The following is a 22,578-nucleotide window of genomic DNA, read 5'->3' as shown; positions in this document are numbered from 1 at the left end:
ATGGGAAATAAAAACACAAATCAGTCTAAAGTCGATCTTGTATACCGTAAAAAGAAAAATGCCGAAGAAATGAAGCATCAGCTCATTTCTTTCGGCTTGATGATTGGATTAACCTTTGTTGCCTTTTTAACAATTGCTTCAGAAGACGTTGGGAACTGGTTCGCAGTACCATTTATTTTATTGCTTGCAGTTATTCAGGTGGCTTTTCAGCTTTATTATTTTATGCACATGAACCAAAAAGGGCATGAAACACCCGCATTGTTTCTTTACTCAGGTGTGTTTGTCGCGTTTATTACCGTATTAGCCTTTTTGACCATTATTTGGTGGTAAGCCCGCTTTGCCCTTGAAGGAGGCGCAGCAATGGAGAACTTAGAAATATTCGGATTTCGGGCATTATGGAGCCCTTACTATTTGACTAGTATTGTCATAGCAGCTGCTCTTTATCTGCTTCTTGTGACAAAGGGAAAGCACCGTGCGACGGTGAAAGAGAAAACGTTGTTTCTGACGGGGCTTGTCCTGTTATACGCCGTGAAAGGAAGCCCAATTGATTTAATGGGGCATATTATGTTTAGTGCACATATGGCGCAAATGGCGGTGCTCTATTTAGTCATTCCGCCTCTCCTTATTACAGGATTACCTGCGGCCATTTGGGAGCGGATCATACAAACACCAGGCATTCAGCAAATTTTTCGTTTGTTTTCCAAGCCTTTAATTGCATTGCTTGGATTTAACGGATTGTTTTCGATGTATCACATTCCGCTTGTGTTTGATTTTGTGAAAACAGATCCGTTTTATCATGCGTTGATGACGGTGGTCATTTTTATCGCTGCCTTTTTCATGTGGTGGCCGCTCGTTCATAAAGTCCAAAGTCAGCCGCAGATTACAGGCATTTTAAAGCTTGGTTATATCATGGCAGACGGAATATTGATGACTCCTGCGTGTGCTCTCATCATGTTTAGTGAGGCACCGATCTATGCAACCTATTCTGATGCTGGCGCTTGGATACAGGCACTGCACTTATGCGTGCCAAGTGATATGCTGGCAGGCCTTGCGCTCACAGGTCCTGAAATGTTCCATACCTTGCCTCTGCTAGAGGACCAGCAGCTAGGCGCGATTTTGATGAAAATTATTCAGGAGATTGTGTACGGCTCGATCCTTGCTGTTGTGTTCTTTGACTGGGCAAGAAAAGAAAGAGCGAAAGATGCCGTACCAGATGCGCTGATTCCGAAATATGAATGAAAAAAGCACAGCCGTATGGCTGTGCTCAGATTGTTGACAAAGGGCTAAAATGATCTTGATTTTAGCCCTTTGTCTTCTTTTATGCTTCAGCAGTCATTGCTTCTAGTTTATCTTTCAGCTGTTCAAGCGTTTTCTTGCTTGATTGGATGAGAGATTTAGGGAAATCTTCACCTTCGCCGTATTCAACACCGTGCGGATAATAATGTTTTCCAAGTAAAGGTGTTAGAAGCTGTATGTGTGCTCTTTTGGAACCAACATCTCCTTCGGTGGCGTAGCCGGAAATCCGTAAATAAAAGGTTCCCTCTACCATGTTATACTTTCTGTCGTACGTCACACGCTCATAATCCCATTGATCGGCTCGTACAAATCCTTCACTTTCCATGATGAAATCTAATTTATTTAAGTCAGCTGCTACCTTTTCAATCCCCGTACCTTCAAACTTCACCCAAAACCCCTCCTTATAAAAATTCCCTTTACTGACAATCATAGTATGAAAGCGTTAAACTTTCAACTGTGAAAGGTATGTTCTTTTATAACCTGGTTACAGTAATAAAGAAAATAATAGATGGAGGAATCGATGTGAAAACGAAAAAAATCAAAGATATTATGACAAAAAAAGTAGTGACATGTCAGCAAGACGACAATACGTATGAAGCGGCAGTCAAAATGAGAGACGCGGACATTGGGGCCATTCCGGTGGTTGACGGAGATCAGCTCGTTGGCATAGTGACAGACCGTGACCTTGTACTCAGAGGCATTGCAGAAAAAAAGCCAAACTCACAGGAAGTGGGCTCGCTGATGACGAAGGAAGTACTGACAGCTGAAGAAGATGCAACGCTTGAAGAAATTGTCCGGCTGATGTCAGAGCACCAGCTCCGCCGCATTCCTGTTGTGAAAAATGGCGCATTAACAGGGATTGTCGCTCTTGGAGATTTATCAGTCGAAGATTTATCAAATGATCGCGCGGGAGATGCACTGACAGAAATCTCTCAACAGGATCAAGATCACGGGCAAGGATTTCTTCATTAAGAGGGGCATATTTTAAATTCGTGTTAAATAGGCTGTATTGTCGTTGATAAATGAAGCGAGTTTTGTTTAAATGACAGTAGAAGGTACTTTTTGTACCTTGCCAATTTAACGGAGGTGTTTATTTGAAAACTGTGCTCAAAACACTCCTCATCCTCCTGATTATATCTGGAACGTACGTTCTGTTTATTCAATATGGATCTTCACCAGAAAAAGAAAACAGCAATGAACCGAAGGTGTCTAATGAAGAAACATCTAGCGATAAGCCGATCAACATCCCGAAAAAGGGGCTCATGTCCTTTATGGGAAAATCTTCAAACGAAGTGCTTAAACAGCTGGGAGAACCAGATCGCATTGATCCTTCCGCATATGATTATGACTGGTGGATATACAACCAATCGAAGAAGCACTATATTCAAGTAGGGGTAAAGGATAGTAAAGTGGTGACCCTGTTTGCAACAGGAGACGGGCTCAATGTCGAACCGTTTAAAATCGGTCAAGCCACAAGTGAAGTATTTAAAAAAACACAAATTGCACCTTACATTCATGTAGAGGATGAACAAAATTCATACCGCTTTGAATTCTCAGAAGATGATATGAATACAAGACCCACTGTGAAAGTGGGAGATGATGTGTATGTTCAGCTTTACATGGATAAGTTTGAAAGCACTCTTTCAAGTATCAGGGCGTTTAACGCAGATACATTTGTGAAACAAAAGCCATATGAGGTCGTCTATCGTGGTCAATTGATAGAACCTGAGGCAATATCAGGTGAAAAATGGAAAGAGATCGAAGCTTCCAGTCAAAAACAAATTTTTGATATGACCAATATTATCCGTCATAAGTACAAACTGCCGACCTTAAGGTGGGATGATGAAACCTCTGAAGTGGCATTCATGCATAGTGAGGACATGAAAGAGAATCATTATTTCTCCCATGAATCAAAAAAATACGGTACGCTGAAAGATCGGTTAGAAAGAGGCGAGGTGGCATTTCAGCTCGCAGGTGAAAACATTGCCTATAATTATGTAGATGGACCTGCAGCGGTAGAAGGCTGGCTCAATAGTGAAGGTCATAGGAAGGCGTTATTAAATAAAGATTACACACACCTTGGCGTAGGTGTGAAAGAAAAATACTACACTCAAAACTTCATCAAGAAAACATCTTAAACGAAAGCAGCTGCACAATCGCAGCTGTTTTTTTGATTGAAAAAGAGGCTCACCAAAATAGCTGCTGGTGTATATAGTATAGTAGGCATTTGTATGGGGGGTGAGGATATGACAAACAAACAAAAACAAACATCCATTGATGAATTTAAACAATTCGTCAGACGCCATCCGAAGTTAATTCAAGAAGTGCAAACGCAAGAAAAAAGCTGGCAAAGTGTATACGAAAATTGGATCATGTTTGGTGAAGAAGACGAGATGTGGTCTCCTTACCGGCAAACGCAATCTGAAGGCGGTAAAGAAGAAAAAGCCTCTAAGCCAAGTGAATTGGGAAAAGCAGATTTTATGTCTAAAATGGTTTCTGCCGTGAAAAAAATGGACGCTGATCAAATGAATGAACAAATCAACAAAATGAGCCAGTCTATTTCCTCTTTACAAAGCTTACTCGGACAATTTTCATCAAATGGCTCAAAGAAAGGTTCATCTGGAGGCAGTCAGCACCCATTCTCCTTCAGGAAAGATTAATTGAAAGGGGATGCTTTTGGTGCGGAAAGAAGTACAGGAGTTTGTCATGGCCGAAGAGGATCGAATCAAATTCATCAGACAGCGTCCTCTCTGGTACAGACAGCTGACTCGACATCCTGAAAAGCTATCGTCCTTTGAATTAGATAAAATGAATTTTTACGAAAAAACCATTCCTCATCGTGTGAGTCAGTTGAGCAACAGTGTTCAAATGGCTGAAATGATGATTCAAATGTTCCAAGCAATGCGCAATCAAAATGGAGCCGGGTGAGGCTTTTTTGAGTTGATTAAGATGTCTATTTCCTGAGCATCCTATAAAAGTAGATGAAAGGAGAATCAGAAGATGAAATGGATGCTGTCAATATGCGCATTGCTTTTTCTTGTCACTGGGTGTCAAAGTCAACATGGAGAGAAGCAAGTCATGAAGCAAGATCCAGCTGTACCAGTGATGCAGCAAGCCGAAAGCGAAATGAAGCAGCAAGGCTTTTTAAAATACAAAGTGCAGGGGTCTTCTGTCTATATAGAAAGTACACTACAAGATTTTCATCTTGAACCTTCGCGTCTAAAAAAGAATGAGAAGACGGGATATTTTACAGTGTATGTAGACGGAAAACGTGCAGGCAATGAGTATACTGCTGCATTTGTGGTCAAGCATCTTTCAAAAGGAAAGCATAAAATGACCGTTGTGCTCAATTCCCGTCATCCAGAATATAAGCAGAAAAGAGAAACATGGGATGTATTTGTCACGTAAAAGCATTTTCTGATCCATAGGTTTCGTGGTAAACTATGAATTGGAGGTGCAACATTTATGTATGCGACAATCGAATCTGTGGAGCTCCAAGAGGAAGCGAATCAATTGGCTGCCATGATTCTTCAGTCGGAGGAGGCTGAACATTACCGCAACTGCTTTAAGCGTCTCCAGCAAGACGAAGAAGCCCAACAAATTATTGCCCATTTTACAAAAGTAAAAGAGCAATATGAGGATGTGCAGCGGTTCGGCAAATACCATCCGGACTATAGAACGATCTCAAAGGAAATGCGTGAGGTCAAAAGAAAGTTAGATCTTCACGATACAGTGGTTGATTTCAAAAAAGCAGAAACAGCGATTCAATCCATCTTAGATGAGATTAGTATTGAAATCGGTCAAGCTGTATCAGCATATATCAAAGTTCCAACAGGGAACCCATATTTTGATGGTCTATCATCATGCGGCGGTGGCTGTGGATCAGGTGGCAGCTGTGGCTGTAAAGTATCTTGACGAGACTTGAATGTCTCGTCTTTTACATAATGACTGAAAAGAATTGAAAAAGCGGCAGGTGAAAAGATGGAAACCAAACGTCAAGGGATGGTCGTTTGGCTGCATTCGTTAAAGCAGTCAAAGGCGCTAAGAAAATTTGGAAATGTTCACTATATTTCAAGGAAAATGAAGTATGCAGTGATCTATTGTGATATGAATGATCTCGAGCGTCATATGGCTAAGCTCAGCTCATTGCCATTTGTGAAGCGTGTTGAGCCTTCATATAAACCTTTTATTAAATTAGAGTACGAATCCAAATTGGACAAAGCAAAAGAGTATGATTATAAAGTGGGCTTTTAAAGACACAAAAAAATCCCCGCGGCATCACCCGCGGGGTCCTTCTATTCTTAATGATTCATTAAGGAGAAGGCAAAGGGAGAGGAGAAACCGGAGGAAGAACTTATGGGGAAACGTAAGTCTTCTCCGCGGTTGGCAACAGCACCACATCAGATGCTGTTATAAATAGTATGACCCCGCATTCCTTGATCTATACATAGAAAATGAATGAAAATCCTTGCATTGTCCCCTGCGGAGTGTTGTGGTAAGATAATGTTGAATTTTTTGTCATAAACAATAACCAATAGAAGCAAGCAGAAAAAGTGGTGGGAAAATGAGAGTCATCTCTGGAACGAGAAAAGGCCGCACACTTAAAGCGGTACCAGGTCAATCAACAAGACCGACGACAGATAAAGTAAAAGAATCTATATTTAATATGATCGGCCCGTATTTTGATGGCGGATGGGCCCTTGATTTATTTGCGGGAAGCGGTGGTTTAGGAATTGAAGCGCTTTCCAGAGGATTCGATCATTGCATTTTCGTTGATCGAGATATGAAGGCAATTCAGACGATTAAAGGAAACCTCAACCAATTGTCGCTGCTCGATCAAAGTGAAGTGTTTCGAAACGAGGCAAAGCGTGCACTCTCAGCCGTTGTGAAACGAGAGGAATCCTTTCAAGCGATCTTTCTTGATCCGCCTTATAAAGATCAACAGCTGAAAGCACTTCTTGAAATGATTGACGAGCATGCCTTATTAACAGATGACGGCGTGATCGTGTGTGAGCATGATAAGGACGTCACACTGCCAGAGGAAGCTGGACAGCTTTACATATCAAGACAGGAACTGTACGGGTTGACTGGTATTACGATCTATAGAAAGCGGGGAAATTAAAGCATGGGAAACATAGCCGTTTGTCCGGGTAGCTTTGATCCAGTCACATTGGGCCATTTGGATATCATCAAAAGAGGTGCAAAGATCTTTGATGAAGTGTATGTATGTGTACTAAATAACTCATCCAAACAACCGTTATTTACCGTTGAAGAACGGTGTGAGCTCATTCGCCAGGCGACGAAGGATCTGCCAAATATCAAAGTTGAATCCTTTCACGGTCTGCTTATTGATTATGCGAAACAAAAAGAAGCCAAAGTCATTTTACGCGGATTAAGAGCTGTGACGGACTTTGAATATGAAATGCAAGGCACATCAATGAATAAAGTGTTAAACGATGAAATTGAAACGTTTTTCATGATGACCAACAATCAATATTCCTTCTTAAGTTCCAGCATTGTCAAAGAAGTAGCGAAATATCATGGATTAGTCAAAGATCTTGTCCCAAAAGAGGTAGAAGCAGCGCTGAAAGAAAAATTTAAAGGATGAGTGCACCGCACCGTGCACTCATCCTTTTTTTAATTTCTGATAGTATAGCGCGATATACAAGATCAAGCTGCATAGCGTGATCAATGGGCCAGCTGTCACAAGCTGATTCCAAAGCACACTGCTGTACACGACGACCTGCTGGCTTGCTTCAAAGGCACCTGCTGGGAGAGCCATGTCAGATCGAGAGACATAAAGAGGCTTGAACAATAAAAAGGCAAAAACAGCTGCATAAATTCCGTGAAGCAAACGAGCGAAGAAAAACGGTTTAAAGCGTATATCTGTTGCCGCCAGAATGCCGGCGACCTGAGCTTGAACAGAAAACCCGCTGAATCCTAATATAAAGCTGACGACAATCGTTTTAGCAAGAAGGGTGACTTCCTGTGACCCTGTCAGCTGACTTCCTAATGTGATTTCAAATAAACCGGCAATCATCGCAAGATCTAATTCTGGCGGAAGATGCATCGTTTGCAGCATATATCCGATCCCTATGGATAAGAGGTCCGTCACATGAACAACTGACAGCATTTTACTAAATACAGAAAATAAGATAATAAAGCCGCCAATCATAAAGAGAGTTTGGACTGATGACATCACCGCATCACTTAAAATTTGGCCGAGCGGTCTTTTCTCTGCGAGTCTTGCTGTATGAAGAGCGCTGAATGCCTCTTGAAACGGTGGGAATAAAAATCGCTTACGGCTTCTCAGATGTGCATCATGCCGCGCTTTATATCCCCGCATCGTCACACCAACAGCGAGATTCCCTAAATAATGTGCGCATGCCAAAACAATCCCTAAAGCTGGATGATGAAAAAAACCAACAGCCACCGCACCGAAAATAAACAATGGATTCGATGAATTTGTAAAAGAAACGAGGCGCTCTGCTTCGATTTGTGTCAGTTGTCCTTCCTGCCTGAGTCTTGTGGTTAATTTCGCACCAGAAGGGAAGCCTGATGCCATTCCCATTGCTAGGACAAATCCCCCTACACCAGGCACTCGAAAGATGGGGCGCATAAATGGCTCTAATAATACCCCGACAAATCTGACAATCCCGAAACTAATTAATAGCTCGGACAAAATAAAAAAAGGAAGCAATGATGGAAATACTACCTCCCACCACATTGCAAGTCCATTTTTAGACGCTTGCAAAGAGGCTTGTGGATGTGTAATCACAGTGGCTGTTAAAAAGATAAAAAAAGCAGCGATGAACAGAGTGTTCCATTTTTTCATGGAGATTTCGCCCCTTGCCGTTATGATCTATTGGCGAGCTCGTGATCAAAAAAGAAAGACACTAGCCGAGCCTGTCTTCTATTACTATACGAGCAGAAGGGGCATGTTTAGACCAATAGATTCGTATATATGCATAGAAAAGAGGAGGGTGGATTTTCATGAGGCGACCAGTCATTGGACTTGCGTTAGGCTCCGGGGGTGCGAGGGGAATGGCGCATATCGGAGTTTTATCTAGTCTTGAGAAACAAGGAATTCAGGTAGATATGATCGCTGGCAGCAGTATTGGCGCACTTGTTGGGAGCTTTTATGCGGCAGGACAAGACGTAGAAAAAATGAAAAAACTTGCACTTGTCTTCAGAAGAAAGTATTATGCTGACTATACACTGCCAAAAATCGGTCTTTTAAAAGGGAATCGAATGTTGCAGCTGATTCACACGTTTACATATGGGAAGAAATTTGAAGAATTAAGAATGCCCCTTGCGGTGGTTGCCTGTGACCTCGAGACAGGGGAGAAGGTCGTGTTTAAAAAAGGGTCTGTTTCACAAGCAGTCAGAGCAAGCATCAGCATTCCGGGCGTGTTTGTTCCTCATGAAATGGGAGGCAGACAGCTAGTCGATGGAGCGGTTGTTGACCGCATTCCTGTGTCTGTTTTAAAAGAAATGGGCGCGGACCTCATTATCGCCTCTGATGTATCAAGGGTGAAAAAAACAGAAAAGGCGACGAGATTATCGGATGTGATTATGCAGAGTTTGGACATCCTTCAAAATGAATTGGTCCGTCATCAAACCATTCACGCTGATGTCATGATCCGGCCGAGGCTTGAAACATTTAGCTCGAGTGCATTTACACAGGTACAGGAGATGATTGAAGCAGGTGAGCTCGCCGCAGATCAACTAACAGGTAAACTGAAAGATGTCATTGATAAATGGGAGTGTTAATCGAATGAAAAAATTGAATATTCGCTGGCTCAGCTTTTTTGTCGTTATCCTTGTATTATTTGGCTTAACCTTTGTCAAACTGCCATATTACGTGACAAAGCCGGGTGATGCAACCGAGATTGCTCCCCACATTCAAGTAGACGGCGGATATGACGAGAAGGGCAGCTTCTCACTTATGACGATAAAAGTAGGTCCAGCCAATCCGTATACGTATTTGCTTGCGAAAATGAATAAATATGACGAGATCGTCCCGGAAGAAAATATTAAAGCGGACGGGGAGTCGGATGAAGATTATATGAAAAGGCAGCTTCAGCTGATGAAAAGCTCTCAAGAAAATGCCATGATTGCAGCGTATACAAAAGCAGGCAAAAAAGTAGATTATACGTTTAACGGGGTATATGCTAGCTACGTGATGAAAGGAATGCCTGCTTACGGCAAAATTGAAGTGGGCGACCGAATCAAAAGCGTTGATGGCAAGACCTATGATTCTGCTGATAAAATGGTTTCGTATATCAGCAGCAAAAAAGCAGGTACATCTGTCCGTTTTGTCCTTGAACGAAATGGCAAAGACATCACGGAGAAAGTGACGTTAAAACCATTTAAAGAAGAGCCGAATCGAGTTGGAATCGGTGTATCATTATTTACAGATCGAAATGTGAAAGTCTCGCCTTCCATTAAGGTGGATATTGAAAATATCGGCGGCCCATCAGCAGGTCTCATGATGTCACTTGAAATTTATAACCAGCTCACAAAAGAAGACGAAACACATGGCTATGCGATTGCGGGAACGGGGACGATTGACGCCGATGGAACGGTCGGTCCAATTGGCGGAATCGATCAAAAGGTCGTGGCGGCAGATAAAGCCGGAAAAGATATATTCTTTGCACCAAACGATAAAGGTGATTCAAATTCAGACTACCGACATGCTGTCAAAACAGCGAAAGATATTAAAAGTGATATGAAAATTGTGCCTGTAGATACGATGCAAGATGCCCTGAACTATTTAAACAAATTAAAAGAGAAAGCATCTTAATCAAAGAAGAGCAGCCTTCATCAAGGCTGCTCTTTTTGTTAAGACTGGAAGAGACCAGTCTCTTCATCATATCGGATCGGTGAGGTTTTAAACTCCGCTTCCGTTAAGTCCGTTTGCATTGGCTCACTAACGGGCAGGCTGAAGACGCGGGACGCGCGAATATCAAGATCAAGTGCGGGATGTGAAAAGGCAGACAGCTTGCTTATGAGCGGCACGTCCAATTCTTTTTTCACAAGAGATAAGTATTGCTGCCCTTTCTTTGACATACCAAGTAAACGAATGTAAGGCGCTTCTCTCTCTTTCAGCAGCTCATGCATGGCACTCTTTTTCACCCTCATTAAGAGATGTGTATTCATCCGCTGCAGCCTTGTCCACGTATATCGTTTTGTTTTCACAAGAGATAGATATTCCTCGTAGGAGGACGCATGTGAAATCGCCTTTTGCATGCGGTGTTCGATGCCTTCTTCGATTTCATAGATGCCTTCTAGTTCTGCTGTATCCATTGTGTGAAAGACTTGTTTTAAGAAGCTAAAGTAGGCTTCTTGCGTATGTAAAAGACCATAAGAAGAATGATAGTCATGTAATTGCTTGAGCGTAGCTTCTGGGAGATATGGGGCGACTGTTTCAAATGTGCCGTGATCTTTTAAGGCTTTTCGTATACTTGTTGCGCTTGCGATTTTCTGATTTTTAGGAAGTTCTTCATCATGATAACCAGATGAAATCCTTTGAGAGGTAAAGGGCTGCATGTGAGGGGATCTCTCCAAGATGGCTTTGACATAATGGAAACCTAAAATGTTATTTGGCTTGGACAGATCCAGTAAGTGCTTAGGATCAATCACCTCTTGAAACGCAGCTGCTGCAGCTGCTGGATAACTAAGGCCTTCTTTCACCTTTTCTTTTGTGAAAAGGTCAATTTCTCCTTTTTTCTCAAGCCAAGCATGAGCCGTTCGCTCAAATGCTTTAATGTCACCATCCTCGCTGCCGAAAAAAAGGGAGCGGCATTTTAAAGCATCTAGAATCGCCACAGCACCGTTTGCAAAGGTTTCTGCCTTTTGCACTGCGTATATGTATGGAAGCTCACACACAATGTCTACACCGTTTTGCAGCGCCATTTTTGTCCGCGCCCATTTTGAGACGATGGCAGGCTCACCACGCTGGAGGAAGGAACCGCTCATGACGGCAATGGCAACATCTGAGGAGGTATGTGTTTTCGCCTGACGAACATGATAGGCATGTCCATAATGAAATGGATTATACTCGACAACGACTCCTGTTGCTTTCAATAGATGTTCCGCCTTTCTTGCTATGGTTAAATGGTCTATGCTAAAGTAGCATAAGGGAAAAATGAAGCCCATTTTTTTCAGTGTAGGCATTCCGCGAACTGATGTCAAACAACCCTCTGACATCACAAAGGACTGTAAAGAAAAAATATTGACAAATAACATGATGAAAGCTATAATCATGTTTGTTGCTCTTAGAGGTGATACAATTGAAATGGACAGTTTATCAGTTACATCAAAAAGCTAAAAACAGCTTCGATTTTCATGAGACGGTTGACTTAAATGAACTTACTAGCCTTCATTCAGATATACGTCGCATTTCACCGGTAGAGGTGAAAGGGACTGGAGTGATCGAATCAAAGCAAGTCGCATTTGATTTAACCATCACAGGTGAAATGACATTGCCTTGTTCAAGAACGCTTGTTGATGTAAATTATCCATTTGCGATTTCAACGAAAGAACTATTTGTACTTCATAAGACAGACGATATAGAAGATGAAGACGTTTCTATTGTAGAAGACGACATCATCGACTTAACGCCTATAGTCAAGGAAGAAATTCTTCTTGAAGTGCCGATGCAAATCTTTTGCGACCAAACGGATGTAAAAGGTGCTGCACCACAAGAAGGGAATGACTGGGCGGTCATTTCGGAAGATGCACATCAAAACCGAATTGATCCGCGTCTGGAAGGCTTGAAGAAGCTCTTAGAAGAAAATAATGAATCTTAACTTAACTCTTTAAGGAGGTGGGAATAATGGCTGTACCTTTTAGAAGAACTTCTAAAATGAAAAAAAGATTGCGTCGTACGCATTTCAAACTACAAGTACCTGGTATGGTAGCTTGCCCAGAATGCGGTGAAATGAAAATTTCTCATCGTGTCTGCAAATCTTGCGGAACATACAAAGGCAAAGACGTAAAAAGTAACTAATGCTTGATAAAAAAACGTGAGGGAATCTTCCCTTGCGTTTTTTTATTTGTCTATTTTTTAGGTTTCTCTCCTGCAAATAGTCTATCTACTCTAGTAGGCGCATATGATGTGGTATTCAGATTCAGGGGGGATGATCAATTGACGATTACAAGGCAGGACGCATGGACACAAGATGAAGATTTACTTTTAGCAGAAGTCGTCTTAAGGCACATTCGAGATGGAGGAACGCAGCTTTCCGCATTTGAGGAAGTCGGGAAAGCATTGTCAAGAACAGCTGCAGCATGTGGTTTCAGGTGGAACTCATACGTTAGAAAACAATATCAGGCAGGCATAGAGCTGGCGAAAAAACAGCGGAAAGAACTGCGTAAAAAAATCGGTATTCATTCCTCTGGTTTACCACAGCATGCGTTAACCATAGAAGAGAAGACATCTTCAATTCAGGCTGAATTGACCCTTCGAGAAGTGATTCAGTTTTTAGAGCAGCTTGAAAAAGAACCTGATGGACCTGCTCATTTACGCGAGGAACTGGCAGATGCACAGCATCAATTGAAGACACTTTCAGAAGAAAATGAACACTTAAAGCGGCAATTAAAAATGACAGAAGAAGATTACCGGGCACTCATAGGTATTGTTGAAAGAGTCAAACAGAATATCAGCTTAAAAGAATATGCTAAATAAAGAGACGCCCCTCACAGAGAAAGGAGGGGCGTTTTGTGATCAGTCTTTAAGCGGATTCACCTGTATTTTTTTGAATATGAGCGGGCTCCCAGATGAGTGGATTTTCACCCTTATCGCGCTCCATATCATATTTTACTGCTTCAAAGCCCATTTTATCCCAAAAACCGGCTGATTTGACGCGCGGATTGGTCCGAATTGGCAATCCGAACGATTTGGCGAATTCAACAAGTGCTTCGCCGTACCCTTTGCGCTGATACCCAGGAAGCACTTCCAGCTTCCACAGCTCTAAATAATCATGATTGTGGTTAAAATACGTTGTCGTTGAGCCGTCCACTTGATAAAGGCTCATACGTGCCACTAGCTTATCTCCAAAATAAATTCCGTAAAATGGAGAGTTGCTGTCATTTTCAATCATATTGCTTTCAAGGTCTTCAAGCATGGATAGCTCTTGTATGCCGTATTCCTTAAATTGTTTAAATTCCTCTAAAGTTTTGTAATTAATTAGAAGTCGTTTTACTTGTGCCATATGATCTTCCCCCTTACACACATAATGTCGACAGTGATGTCATTGAAGGCGTTTTCATCCCATCCGCCTCGAAAAGTTTTTACACTTATTATTATAGTTTTTAAATTAAAAAAATTCAATCATAGCGCGCCATCTGCTTTTTGCATCACGACATGAACCTGTTACAATAATTGATATAATGAAGTAAACAGAAAAAGGGAAGTGCGGCAGTTGAACATTGGAATCATTGGCGGCGGTGCGATTGGTCTGCTTTGTGCTAGTTATTTATCACAGCATCATGACATCACGGTCTTTACAAGAAGAAAAGATCAGGCAGAAGAGATTCGAGCATCAGGCATTCAGCGAACAGTAAAAGGAGAAACATGTCAGGCGGCTGTTCATGCACAGACAGGAATAACAGGAGTATTTGATTTGCTCATCGTGACAGTGAAATATCATCATTTGCAAGATGTGCTCGATGAATTATCGACATTACCTCGTCAGCGTATCTTATTTTTACAGAACGGAATGGCTCACTTATTAGATTTGGAGAATTGGAAAACGGCACATTCATTATATATAGGTGTGGTAGAACACGGGGCTATGAAGATGTCAGATCATGCAGTGAACCATACAGGTATTGGTGTCATCAAGTGGGGGGCATTTCAGCATGAGGAAGCAGCTGATATAAAAAATGCATTGAATGAGACATCATCTCATTTTCAGATGATCTATACGGATGAATGGAAAAAGGTGCTGGAGGAAAAACTGCTTGTCAATGTCTGTATTAATCCGCTGACGGCTTTGCTGCATGTGAGAAACGGGAAATTGATCGCAAACCCCTCATATGAATACATGATGAAATGTGCATTTGATGAAGCGGTATCCATCTTGGGATTGTCTGAAAAAGAGCGGCTCTGGCCTTATGTAGTCTCTGTTTGTGAGAAAACGGCTGCGAATCAGTCGTCTATGCTTCAAGATATTGTGAAAGGCCGCCAAACCGAAAGAAAAGCCATCGTTGGCTATCTTTTAAAAAAGGCTCAAGTTCAAGGTGTTGCGGCGCCACATCTCACTTTCTTTTATCGAAGCTTGGAAGTATTGGAAAAAAAGCAAACAAAATCTTTTGAGTGAGATCATTTACATGCTATACTTTTTTCGGGAAACTAACTATTTATTGAAGAAAGGAAGTTCTAAACATGCAATTGACTGAACTTTCCATCCGAAGTCAGAATTTATTCATACGTGATTATATAGAAGAAAAAAAAGAGATGACGACTTTTTTTGATTATGATATACATTCTGAGCACACATGGAAAAAGAGATACGACGATCTCATGGAAATGAGCTTCCCGCGCGAGGCTTTAGCGGATTATATGAGCGCATACCATGCAAAGTTTGAATCGGCAGCGATGCGTCAGAACATTGAAAAGATCCGTGATGAACGGAGTGTCATGGTGGTTGGAGGACAGCAGGCTGGTCTATTAACAGGACCGCTTTATACCATACATAAAATCATATCCATCATTCAGTTTGCAAAAGAAAAAGAAACAGAGCTTGGAGTCCCAGTGATTCCGGTCTTTTGGGTAGCCGGTGAGGATCATGACGTAGATGAAATTAATTTTGTGTACACGTCTGGCGAAAAAGAACCAGTGAAACAAAAGCTGCCATTACATAACGTCAAAAAAGCGGCTGCGAAAAGAATCCCGCTTGATCAAGAAAAAACCGAGAAATGGCTCCGTGATGTGTTTTCAACATATGAAGAATCTGCGTACACCAATGACTTGCTCGATCAGCTTCTTCGATGTTTACGCAAATCACAAACCTTTACTGATTTCTTTGAATGGATTGTAAGTGACCTCTTTGAAGAAGATGGACTGCTTTTATTTAATTCAGGTGACTTAGGTGTCAAACCACTTGAACGTGCGTTATTCAAGCACATTGTTGAGACAAATGATGCAGTCACTGCTCGCTTAAAAGACACGCAGGCCGCCATGAAACGAGCAGGATATCAGCCGATCATTGAAGCTGGTGACAGTCAGGCAAACCTATTTTACGAATATGATGAGGAACGTTTCCTAATTGAGAAAGAGAACGGCCGGTTTTCTATATCAGAAGTGGGGCTTACATGGACAAAGGAAGAGCTTCTGCAGGAAGTTGAGGAGCACCCAGAACGGTTTAGCAACAATGTGGTGACGCGTCCCTTGATGCAGGAAACCCTTCTCCCAACACTTGCTTTTATGGCAGGACACGGTGAGGTTAACTATTGGGGAGAACTGAAAGGAATCTTTGAGCATTTTAAATTAAAGATGGCGCCTGTTCTTCCAAGACTGCATGTGACCATTCTTGAAAGGCACATCAACAAGAAACTGCCGGTTAGAGAACTGTCGGTAGAAGAAGTGCTGACAAGCGGAGTGAATGAAAAGAAAGAAGCGCACTTTGAACAAAGTCTTCCAGACAGCTTTGTTCAAGCAGTTCAACAGGCCAAACGTGAATTAGCGAATGCTCATGGTGTGATGAGACAAGAAGCACTGGAGATTGAACCAAACTTCGAGCAGCTGCTAGATAAAAATGCCAAATTTATCGAAGACCAGCTTCAATTTGTTTATCAAAAGGTGGCGCAGCGTGTGGAAGAGAAGGAAGGATATATCCTTCGGGACTTTGAACGGATTGAAAATAGTTTAAAACCACTGGACGCCCCGCAAGAAAGAATTTGGAATATCATGTATTTTTTAAACAAATATGGACCAGAATTCTTCAAAACGTTCAAAAATCTGCCATTTTCATTTCAAAACAAGCAACAAATTGTCAAACTTTGAAATAAAGTTTTAATGAACCCTGACTAGTTCAGGGTTTTTTTTTATGTAGAAACAGTGTAGAATAAGTTTTGTGGAGAGAAGTGGTGGATAGTGGAGAGTAAGGGTGAGAAAGTGGGGCTCTGATTATCATGTTCATGGGTGAATACCAGCATACGATTGATTCAAAAGGGCGCATGATCATCCCTGCTAAATTTAGAGACGGTCTCGGAGAACAGTTTGTGCTGACGAGAGGGCTTGATCAATGTTTATTTGGCTACCCTATGAGTGAGTGGAAACTAATCGAAGAGAAACTCAAAGCACTACCGCTAACGAAAAAAGATGCACGTGCGTTTACCCGGTTCTTCTTCTCTGGCGCAGTCGAATGCGATCTGGACAAGCAGGGGCGTATAAACATCGCATCAAACCTACTCCAATATGCAAAACTCGAAAAAGAATGTGTGGTCATCGGCGTTTCAAATCGAATTGAGTTGTGGAGTAAGTCGATCTGGGAACAATATACAGAAGAGCAAGAAGATTCTTTTGCTGAAATTGCTGAAAACATGATTGGATTTGATATATAATAATCCCTTGTGCAGCAAGCTTTCTACACATTCATTTCTATTTGAAAAAGGTGGGACCATAACATCATGTTTCAACATGAGACAGTATTATTAAAAGAAACAGTTGACGGTTTAAACGTAAAAGAAGACGGTACATATGTGGACTGCACGCTGGGCGGAGCAGGTCATAGCTCATATTTACTATCTCAATTATCAGAAAAAGGAACATTGATTGGATTTGACCAAGACGATGCTGCACTGGATCATGCACGAGAGAAGCTCGCGGATTCTAAAGCGAACATTCTTTTCATAAAAAGCAACTTCCGATATTTAAAAGAACGTCTGAATGAACAAGGTATTACAAGCGTAGACGGTGTGATTTTTGACCTTGGGGTTTCATCTCCTCAGCTCGACACACCAGAGAGAGGCTTTAGTTATCACCATGATGCACCTCTTGACATGCGAATGGATCAATCAGCCGCATTGTCGGCAAAAAAAGTGGTGAATGAATGGCCATTTGAAGATCTAGTTCGGATTTTCTACAAATATGGGGAAGAAAAATTCAGCAAGCAAATCGCACGCAAAATTGAAGAAGCAAGAAAAAAAGCGCCAATTGAAACAACGGGTGAGCTTGTCGACATTATCAAAGAAGGAATTCCGGCACCTGCAAGACGAACTGGCGGACATCCAGCGAAAAGAGTGTTTCAAGCGATTCGAATTGCCGTAAATGATGAATTGAAAGTATTTGAAGAAGCACTAGAACAAGCAATAGAGTTACTCAATCCGAAGGGGAGAATTTCTGTCATTACATTCCATTCACTTGAAGACCGGATTTGTAAAAGTACATTTAGAGAAATGTCTTCTCTTCCAGAACTTCCGCACGGACTACCAGTGATTCCAGAAGGACTTGAACCAAAGCTGAAGCTGATCACGAGAAAACCGATCGTTGCATCAGAACAAGAGCTGGAACATAACAACCGTGCCCGTTCAGCGAAGCTCCGAATTGCAGAAAAAAAGTAAAACGACACCATAGATGATGATAAAAAGGAGGTTTCTTATGAGTAATTTGGCTTATCAAAGAGAAGTGAAGCAACATCAAACAGAGCAGCAAGGCCAATCGGTTGTCATTAAAAGAAGAGGTTCTATCACACTTGGTGAAAAAATCTTACTTGTCATGTTTGTCATGGCTCTTATGTGCAGCTCCATTCTCATCATTTCTAAAGCCTTTGCTGTCTATCACGCCAATATTGAAGTGCAGAAATTAGAACAGCAAGTATCTTTAGAATCGAAGAAGATCACTGAGCTTCAAAAGGAAAAAGACTTGCTGAGTGAACCAGAAAGAATCATCGAAGCCGCGAAAAAAGCAGGCTTAAGCATATCGAAAGATGTTAAGAAGGTCGATTAACATGGCGATGCCTAAAAAGAATAAAATGATGAACAGAGGCGCGGCAATTGCAAGTATTTGCTTCGCCCTGTTTTTCTTTATCATCCTAGCACGTTTTATCTATATTCAGATTACAGGAACGGTTGATGGACAAGTGTTAGCCGCCAAGGCTAATGAACAATATCAATCGAAGAAAACACTTGAAGCCAAAAGAGGGTCTATTTTAGACCGGAATGGAAATGTGATTGCTGAGGATACATCTGTGTATAAGCTCATTGCGGTCATGAGCAAGAAAATGACAGTGGACCCTAAGCATCCAATGCATGTCGTCGATAAAGAAAAGACGGCAAAAGAGCTCTCAAAAGTCATCGACATGAGTGAAAATGAAATTTTAAAGCGTCTCAATACAAAAGATGCATTCCAAGTTGAGTTTGGTAAAGCGGGGAAAGATATTAGTTTTTCAACGAAGGAAAAAATTGAAAAGCTAAAGCTTCCAGGGGTCGCATTTGAAAAAGACACGAAGCGATATTATCCAAACGGCATGTTTGCTTCTAACCTGATCGGTTATGCCAGATTAGATGAGGCGACAAAGGACATGTCAGGTGCAATGGGACTTGAGAAGGCACTGAACAAATATTTAAAAGAGAAAGACGGCTATGTGACATATAACAGTGACAGAAGCGGATGGGCCTTGCCGAATAGTAAAGAAGACATTGTTGCCCCGAAAGACGGGAAAAACGTCACGCTGACCATCGATCAGAAAATTCAAGCGTTTCTTGAAGAAAGTATGACGCAGGTTGCCAAAAAGTATAAGCCGAAGAAAATCATTGCCACAGTCGTTGATCCGAAAACTGGAAAGGTTCTCGCGATGGGGCAGCGGCCAAGCTTTAATTTAAATGAACTAGACATTACGAATTATAACAATGATGTCATTTCATATGCGTTTGAACCAGGTTCAACGATGAAGATCTTTACCCTCGCTGCGGCGATCCAAGAAGGGGTCTACCAAGGCAGTGACAAATATCAATCTGGTACTTATAAAGTAGGCGGCGGCCTTGTGAGAGACCACAACAACGGAAATGGCTGGGGGAAAATTGACTTTCATCAAGGGGTTCTTCGCTCATCAAACGTGGCCTTTGCAAAGCTGGCGAAAGAAAAACTAGGCTTCACACGATACGAACAATATTTGCAGAAGTTCCATTTCTATGACAAAACGGGGATTGACTTGCCGAACGAAGCGTCTAGCAAAATCAATTATAGATACGAATATGACAAAGCATCGACGGCTTATGGTCAAGCGTCAGCCATCACACCGATTCAACAAATCGAAGCAGCCACAGCGATAGCAAACGGCGGAACAATGATGAAGCCATATGTCATTGACCATATTACAGACCCGAATACAAACAAAACGATTTTGCAGCACGAACCAACAGCAGCAGGAAAACCGATTTCATCTGATACAGCGAAGCAAGTTCGCGACATATTAGGTGAGGTTGTTTCCTCAAAAATTGGAACAGGTCAGCCTTACCAAATCAAAGGCTTCGACGTTGCTGGAAAAACAGGAACGGGGCAAATTGGCGGTGCCGGCGGTTACCTCCAAGGAAGAAACGATTACGTCTTTTCATTTATGGGAATGGCGCCAAAAGATGATCCGAAGCTGCTTGTTTATGTAGCTGTACAGCAGCCGCAGCTGTCTGAAACAGAAACAGGGTCTGCCCCGGTTTCTCAAATCTTTAACCCTGTGATGAAAAATAGTCTGCTATATTTAAATATTGCACCAACAAAAACAGACGATAAAAAATCAGGCGCAGAAAAAGTGAAACAAGAAACGATGCCTTCATTCCTGGATTTAGAAGTGAAGCAGGCGGAAACAGAAGCCAAAAATAAACACTTAGCGCCTGTTGTCATTGGAGACGGCCTCTCCATTAAACGCCAGTGGCCGAGTGCGGGCTCTGAATTCTCTGAAAGCCAGAAAGTCTTCTTGAAAACAGCAGGGAAAACCATTAAGATGCCTGATATGACAGGCTGGTCCAGAAGGGAAGTCCTTCAATATGCTTCGATTTCCGGTGTGCATATAGAAACAAATGGACAAGGATATGCTGTAAAACAAAGTGTCAAAAGTGGAGCGGAGATTTCAGACAAAGTCGTCACTGTGACATTTAAAAGCCCAAATTAACTTTAAACCTAGCAAACCGCTTGCTAGGTTTTTTCTTTTGCTCCAGCTGAATATCACGTAGCGTTCTACAAAAGGACGGGCCTGCATATGATGAAAACAAGCCATATGTAAGGAGTGAACCGGGCGTGCGAGTGTCAAGTGTAACAGTGAGAAAACGATTGCTTTTCGTGCTGCTGTTTGGGGTGATCATTTTTTTCATCATAGATACTAGATTAGGATATGTACAGTTTATAATGGGCGAGAAGCTGACAAGCTTAGCAAAAGATTCATGGAGCCGAAACCTTCCATTCGAACCGGAACGGGGAGATATTTTGGACCGGAATGGGGTAGAGCTTGCGACGAACAAAAGTGCCCCATCTATATTGGTCGTCCCTCGGCAAATTAAAGATCCCGCAGAAACAAGCAAGAAATTGGCAGCAGTACTGAATATGTCTGAAGAGAAAGCGTACAAGCATGTCACGAAGAAAACATCAATTGAACGAATTTCTCCTGAGGGCAGAAAGGTATCTCATGAAAAAGCAAAAGAAGTAAGAGAGCTTGATTTAGAAGGCGTGTATGTAGCAGAAGACAGCATCAGACATTATCCGTTTGGCAGCTTTCTTTCACATGTACTGGGCTTTGCTGGAATCGATAATCAAGGTTTACTTGGACTGGAAGCCTACTATGACGATGATCTAAAAGGCGAAAAAGGTTCTGTGAAGTTTTATTCCGATGCAAAAGGGCAGAAAATGCCAGATGAAGCAGACGATTATACACCGCCTAAAGATGGTCTTGATATGAAATTAACAGTCGATTCAAAAGTACAAACCATCATAGAACGAGAATTAGACAACGCGCAGGCAAAGTATAATCCAGATGGTATGATTGCGATTGCGATGAATCCGAAAAATGGTGAAGTGCTGGGAATGTCAAGCAGACCAGATTTTGATCCAGCTGACTATCAATCAGTTGACCCAAAAGTGTTTAACCGAAATCTTCCGGTGTGGAGCACATATGAGCCGGGTTCGACGTTTAAAATTATTACACTTGCAGCAGCATTAGAAGAAAAGAAAGTAAATTTAAAGCGCGATTCATTTTTTGACAGCGGATCTGTGACAGTTGATGGTGCAAGACTCAGGTGCTGGAAAAAAGGCGGGCACGGATCACAGTCATTCTTGGAAGTGGTTCAAAATTCCTGTAACCCCGGCTTTGTAGAGCTAGGAGACCGTCTTGGGAAAGATAAATTATTTTCCTATATTAAAAATTTCGGATTTGGCCAAAAAACAGGAATCGACCTTCAAGGGGAAGGGCGGGGGATTTTGTTCCCGCTTGATCGTGTAGGTCCTGTAGAGCAGGCGACCACGGCCTTTGGGCAAGGTGTATCTGTTACGCCGATTCAGCAAGTAGCTGCAGTAGCAGCTGCGGTAAATGGCGGGACACTTTACACGCCTTATATTGCAAAAGAATGGATAGATCCAATCACAAAAGAGGTCGTGAAAAAGCAATCACCGATTGCCAAAAAGAAAGTGATTTCAGCAGAGACATCTAAAGAAATCAGGTTTGCACTTGAAAGTGTAGTCGCCCAAGGAACTGGCCGAAATGCATTTGTTGAAGGGTATCGGGTCGGCGGAAAAACAGGAACAGCACAGAAGGTAAAGGACGGAAAGTATATGGAGAATAACCATATTGTGTCGTTTATCGGATTTGCGCCTGCAGATGACCCAAGTATTGTAGTCTATGTGGCTGTGGATAACCCAAAAGGCACCATTCAATTTGGTGGTACCGTGGCCGCACCAATTGTTGGTCATATTATGCGGGACAGCCTGCCAGAGATGGGTGTGAAAAAAAGAAAAGGGCAAATTGAAAAGAAGTACCAGTGGCTGGACACAAAAACCATTGAAGTACCGAATCTTGTAGGAGGATCTGTTTCAGATCTTGAAACCCTCTTGATCAACCTAAAGATCGATGCCTCAGGAACTGGCAGTAAAGTAGTGAAGCAATCACCTGCTGCTGGGACAAAGGTCAAAGAAGGCTCCACGATCAGATTATACTTAAACGATGAATAATAAAGAATGAACAGAGGGTAGCCGCACTCATTCGGCTGCCTCTTTTTGTTGAAAGAGAAGAACCGTTTGAAAAAAAGAGTCCAAAGTGTGTTTTTTCCAACAGAAACTTAAGGAATACGCTG

General features: G+C 42.0%; 27 protein-coding genes. 23 read left to right on the top strand and 4 right to left on the bottom strand.

The annotated features are described in order from the left end of the window. On the top strand, positions 1 to 330 hold the full coding sequence (gene ctaF, locus C6347_RS06770; RefSeq protein WP_003211520.1) for a cytochrome c oxidase subunit IVB: 330 nt from the start codon (positions 1 to 3) through the stop codon (positions 328 to 330). Positions 331 to 360: 30 nt separating this feature from the next. Continuing rightward, entirely contained in the window at positions 361 to 1,239 is an 879-nt protein-coding gene (gene ctaG / locus C6347_RS06765) for a cytochrome c oxidase assembly factor CtaG (protein WP_060596178.1), read from the top strand. Between the two features lie 79 nt (positions 1,240 to 1,318). Here the strand turns inward: ctaG and C6347_RS06760 are convergent, their stop codons facing one another. After that, on the bottom strand, positions 1,319 to 1,684 hold the full coding sequence (locus tag C6347_RS06760) for a YugN family protein (protein ID WP_060596179.1): 366 nt from the start codon (positions 1,682 to 1,684) through the stop codon (positions 1,319 to 1,321). 161 nt (positions 1,685 to 1,845) lie between these two features. Here C6347_RS06760 and C6347_RS06755 point away from each other — a divergent pair, with 161 nt between their 5' ends. The 9 genes from C6347_RS06755 (at position 1,846) to coaD (ending at position 6,904) form a co-directional block, all read left to right on the top strand. After that, complete coding sequence (locus C6347_RS06755; protein WP_034663862.1) at positions 1,846 to 2,268, top strand: CBS domain-containing protein; 423 nt, start codon at positions 1,846 to 1,848, stop codon at positions 2,266 to 2,268. 122 nt (positions 2,269 to 2,390) lie between these two features. Beyond that, complete coding sequence (locus C6347_RS06750) at positions 2,391 to 3,434, top strand: CAP domain-containing protein (protein WP_060596180.1); 1,044 nt, start codon at positions 2,391 to 2,393, stop codon at positions 3,432 to 3,434. A 108-nt stretch (positions 3,435 to 3,542) separates the two neighbouring features. Beyond that, positions 3,543 to 3,956, top strand: coding sequence for a YlbD family protein (locus tag C6347_RS06745; RefSeq protein ID WP_034662600.1), 414 nt, complete (start codon positions 3,543 to 3,545; stop codon positions 3,954 to 3,956). 19 nt (positions 3,957 to 3,975) lie between these two features. Further along, positions 3,976 to 4,224 carry a YlbE-like family protein gene (locus tag C6347_RS06740; protein WP_034318044.1) on the top strand — a complete coding sequence of 83 codons (249 nt, stop codon included), beginning with the start codon at positions 3,976 to 3,978 and terminating at the stop codon, positions 4,222 to 4,224. A gap of 72 nt (positions 4,225 to 4,296) precedes the next feature. Next, complete coding sequence (locus tag C6347_RS06735; RefSeq protein WP_060596181.1) at positions 4,297 to 4,704, top strand: hypothetical protein; 408 nt, start codon at positions 4,297 to 4,299, stop codon at positions 4,702 to 4,704. 57 nt (positions 4,705 to 4,761) lie between these two features. Next, a complete protein-coding gene (gene ricF / locus C6347_RS06730) occupies positions 4,762 to 5,211 on the top strand; it encodes a regulatory iron-sulfur-containing complex subunit RicF (RefSeq protein WP_007499807.1) in 450 nt (149 codons plus the stop codon). 66 nt (positions 5,212 to 5,277) lie between these two features. Further along, entirely contained in the window at positions 5,278 to 5,550 is a 273-nt protein-coding gene (locus C6347_RS06725) for a YlbG family protein (protein WP_003212137.1), read from the top strand. A gap of 280 nt (positions 5,551 to 5,830) precedes the next feature. Then, complete coding sequence (gene rsmD / locus C6347_RS06720) at positions 5,831 to 6,418, top strand: 16S rRNA (guanine(966)-N(2))-methyltransferase RsmD (protein WP_258182064.1); 588 nt, start codon at positions 5,831 to 5,833, stop codon at positions 6,416 to 6,418. A 3-nt stretch (positions 6,419 to 6,421) separates the two neighbouring features. Further along, a complete protein-coding gene (gene coaD / locus C6347_RS06715; protein ID WP_060596183.1) occupies positions 6,422 to 6,904 on the top strand; it encodes a pantetheine-phosphate adenylyltransferase in 483 nt (160 codons plus the stop codon). An 18-nt stretch (positions 6,905 to 6,922) separates the two neighbouring features. On the opposite strand, the gene ylbJ is transcribed toward coaD, so the two are convergent. After that, on the bottom strand, positions 6,923 to 8,131 hold the full coding sequence (gene ylbJ, locus C6347_RS06710; protein ID WP_060596184.1) for a sporulation integral membrane protein YlbJ: 1,209 nt from the start codon (positions 8,129 to 8,131) through the stop codon (positions 6,923 to 6,925). A 158-nt stretch (positions 8,132 to 8,289) separates the two neighbouring features. Between ylbJ and C6347_RS06705 the strand changes: the two genes are divergently transcribed. Together C6347_RS06705 and C6347_RS06700 are read left to right on the top strand one after the other, a co-directional pair. Next, positions 8,290 to 9,069 (top strand): patatin-like phospholipase family protein, encoded by a 780-nt coding sequence (locus C6347_RS06705; RefSeq protein WP_034662583.1) that lies wholly within the window; start codon positions 8,290 to 8,292, stop codon positions 9,067 to 9,069. A 4-nt stretch (positions 9,070 to 9,073) separates the two neighbouring features. Next, entirely contained in the window at positions 9,074 to 10,102 is a 1,029-nt protein-coding gene (locus tag C6347_RS06700; RefSeq protein ID WP_066030950.1) for a SepM family pheromone-processing serine protease, read from the top strand. A 38-nt stretch (positions 10,103 to 10,140) separates the two neighbouring features. Here the strand turns inward: C6347_RS06700 and C6347_RS06695 are convergent, their stop codons facing one another. After that, entirely contained in the window at positions 10,141 to 11,385 is a 1,245-nt protein-coding gene (locus tag C6347_RS06695; RefSeq protein ID WP_060596400.1) for a nucleotidyltransferase, read from the bottom strand. Positions 11,386 to 11,591: 206 nt separating this feature from the next. On the opposite strand from C6347_RS06695, the gene C6347_RS06690 reads away from it, so the two are divergent. The 3 genes from C6347_RS06690 to gerR all read left to right on the top strand — a co-directional run bounded on the left by C6347_RS06690 (position 11,592) and on the right by gerR (position 12,988). Then, positions 11,592 to 12,110 carry a YceD family protein gene (locus tag C6347_RS06690; RefSeq protein ID WP_034662575.1) on the top strand — a complete coding sequence of 173 codons (519 nt, stop codon included), beginning with the start codon at positions 11,592 to 11,594 and terminating at the stop codon, positions 12,108 to 12,110. A gap of 26 nt (positions 12,111 to 12,136) precedes the next feature. Beyond that, positions 12,137 to 12,310, top strand: coding sequence for a 50S ribosomal protein L32 (rpmF, locus tag C6347_RS06685; RefSeq protein ID WP_008354700.1), 174 nt, complete (start codon positions 12,137 to 12,139; stop codon positions 12,308 to 12,310). Positions 12,311 to 12,448: 138 nt separating this feature from the next. Beyond that, on the top strand, positions 12,449 to 12,988 hold the full coding sequence (gene gerR / locus C6347_RS06680) for a sporulation-specific transcriptional regulator GerR (RefSeq protein ID WP_066030949.1): 540 nt from the start codon (positions 12,449 to 12,451) through the stop codon (positions 12,986 to 12,988). Positions 12,989 to 13,034: 46 nt separating this feature from the next. On the opposite strand, the gene C6347_RS06675 is transcribed toward gerR, so the two are convergent. Continuing rightward, complete coding sequence (locus tag C6347_RS06675) at positions 13,035 to 13,514, bottom strand: N-acetyltransferase (RefSeq protein WP_003211702.1); 480 nt, start codon at positions 13,512 to 13,514, stop codon at positions 13,035 to 13,037. Between the two features lie 210 nt (positions 13,515 to 13,724). Between C6347_RS06675 and C6347_RS06670 the strand changes: the two genes are divergently transcribed. From C6347_RS06670 to C6347_RS06635, 7 genes are all read left to right on the top strand, one after another. Next, complete coding sequence (locus C6347_RS06670; protein WP_066030948.1) at positions 13,725 to 14,624, top strand: 2-dehydropantoate 2-reductase; 900 nt, start codon at positions 13,725 to 13,727, stop codon at positions 14,622 to 14,624. Between the two features lie 65 nt (positions 14,625 to 14,689). Continuing rightward, positions 14,690 to 16,309, top strand: coding sequence for a bacillithiol biosynthesis cysteine-adding enzyme BshC (gene bshC, locus C6347_RS06665; protein WP_066030947.1), 1,620 nt, complete (start codon positions 14,690 to 14,692; stop codon positions 16,307 to 16,309). A gap of 128 nt (positions 16,310 to 16,437) precedes the next feature. Further along, the gene (gene mraZ / locus C6347_RS06660; RefSeq protein WP_060596189.1) at positions 16,438 to 16,869 is read left to right on the top strand and encodes a division/cell wall cluster transcriptional repressor MraZ; all 432 of its coding nucleotides are present in this window, start codon (positions 16,438 to 16,440) and stop codon (positions 16,867 to 16,869) included. 66 nt (positions 16,870 to 16,935) lie between these two features. After that, entirely contained in the window at positions 16,936 to 17,868 is a 933-nt protein-coding gene (rsmH, locus tag C6347_RS06655) for a 16S rRNA (cytosine(1402)-N(4))-methyltransferase RsmH (RefSeq protein WP_003210993.1), read from the top strand. A gap of 37 nt (positions 17,869 to 17,905) precedes the next feature. Continuing rightward, a complete protein-coding gene (gene ftsL / locus C6347_RS06650; RefSeq protein ID WP_012009864.1) occupies positions 17,906 to 18,253 on the top strand; it encodes a cell division protein FtsL in 348 nt (115 codons plus the stop codon). Between the two features lie 7 nt (positions 18,254 to 18,260). Further along, positions 18,261 to 20,411, top strand: a complete 2,151-nt coding sequence (locus C6347_RS06645; protein ID WP_060596402.1) for a penicillin-binding protein — start codon at positions 18,261 to 18,263, stop codon at positions 20,409 to 20,411. Between the two features lie 125 nt (positions 20,412 to 20,536). Then, positions 20,537 to 22,456, top strand: a complete 1,920-nt coding sequence (locus tag C6347_RS06635; protein ID WP_060596190.1) for a stage V sporulation protein D — start codon at positions 20,537 to 20,539, stop codon at positions 22,454 to 22,456. The last annotated feature ends 122 nt before the right edge of the window (positions 22,457 to 22,578 follow it).

This window comes from Bacillus sp. NMTD17, assembly GCF_002998735.1.
Taxonomy (GTDB): domain Bacteria; phylum Bacillota; class Bacilli; order Bacillales; family Bacillaceae; genus Bacillus.
This window is presented reverse-complemented; position numbering and strand designations above follow the sequence as displayed.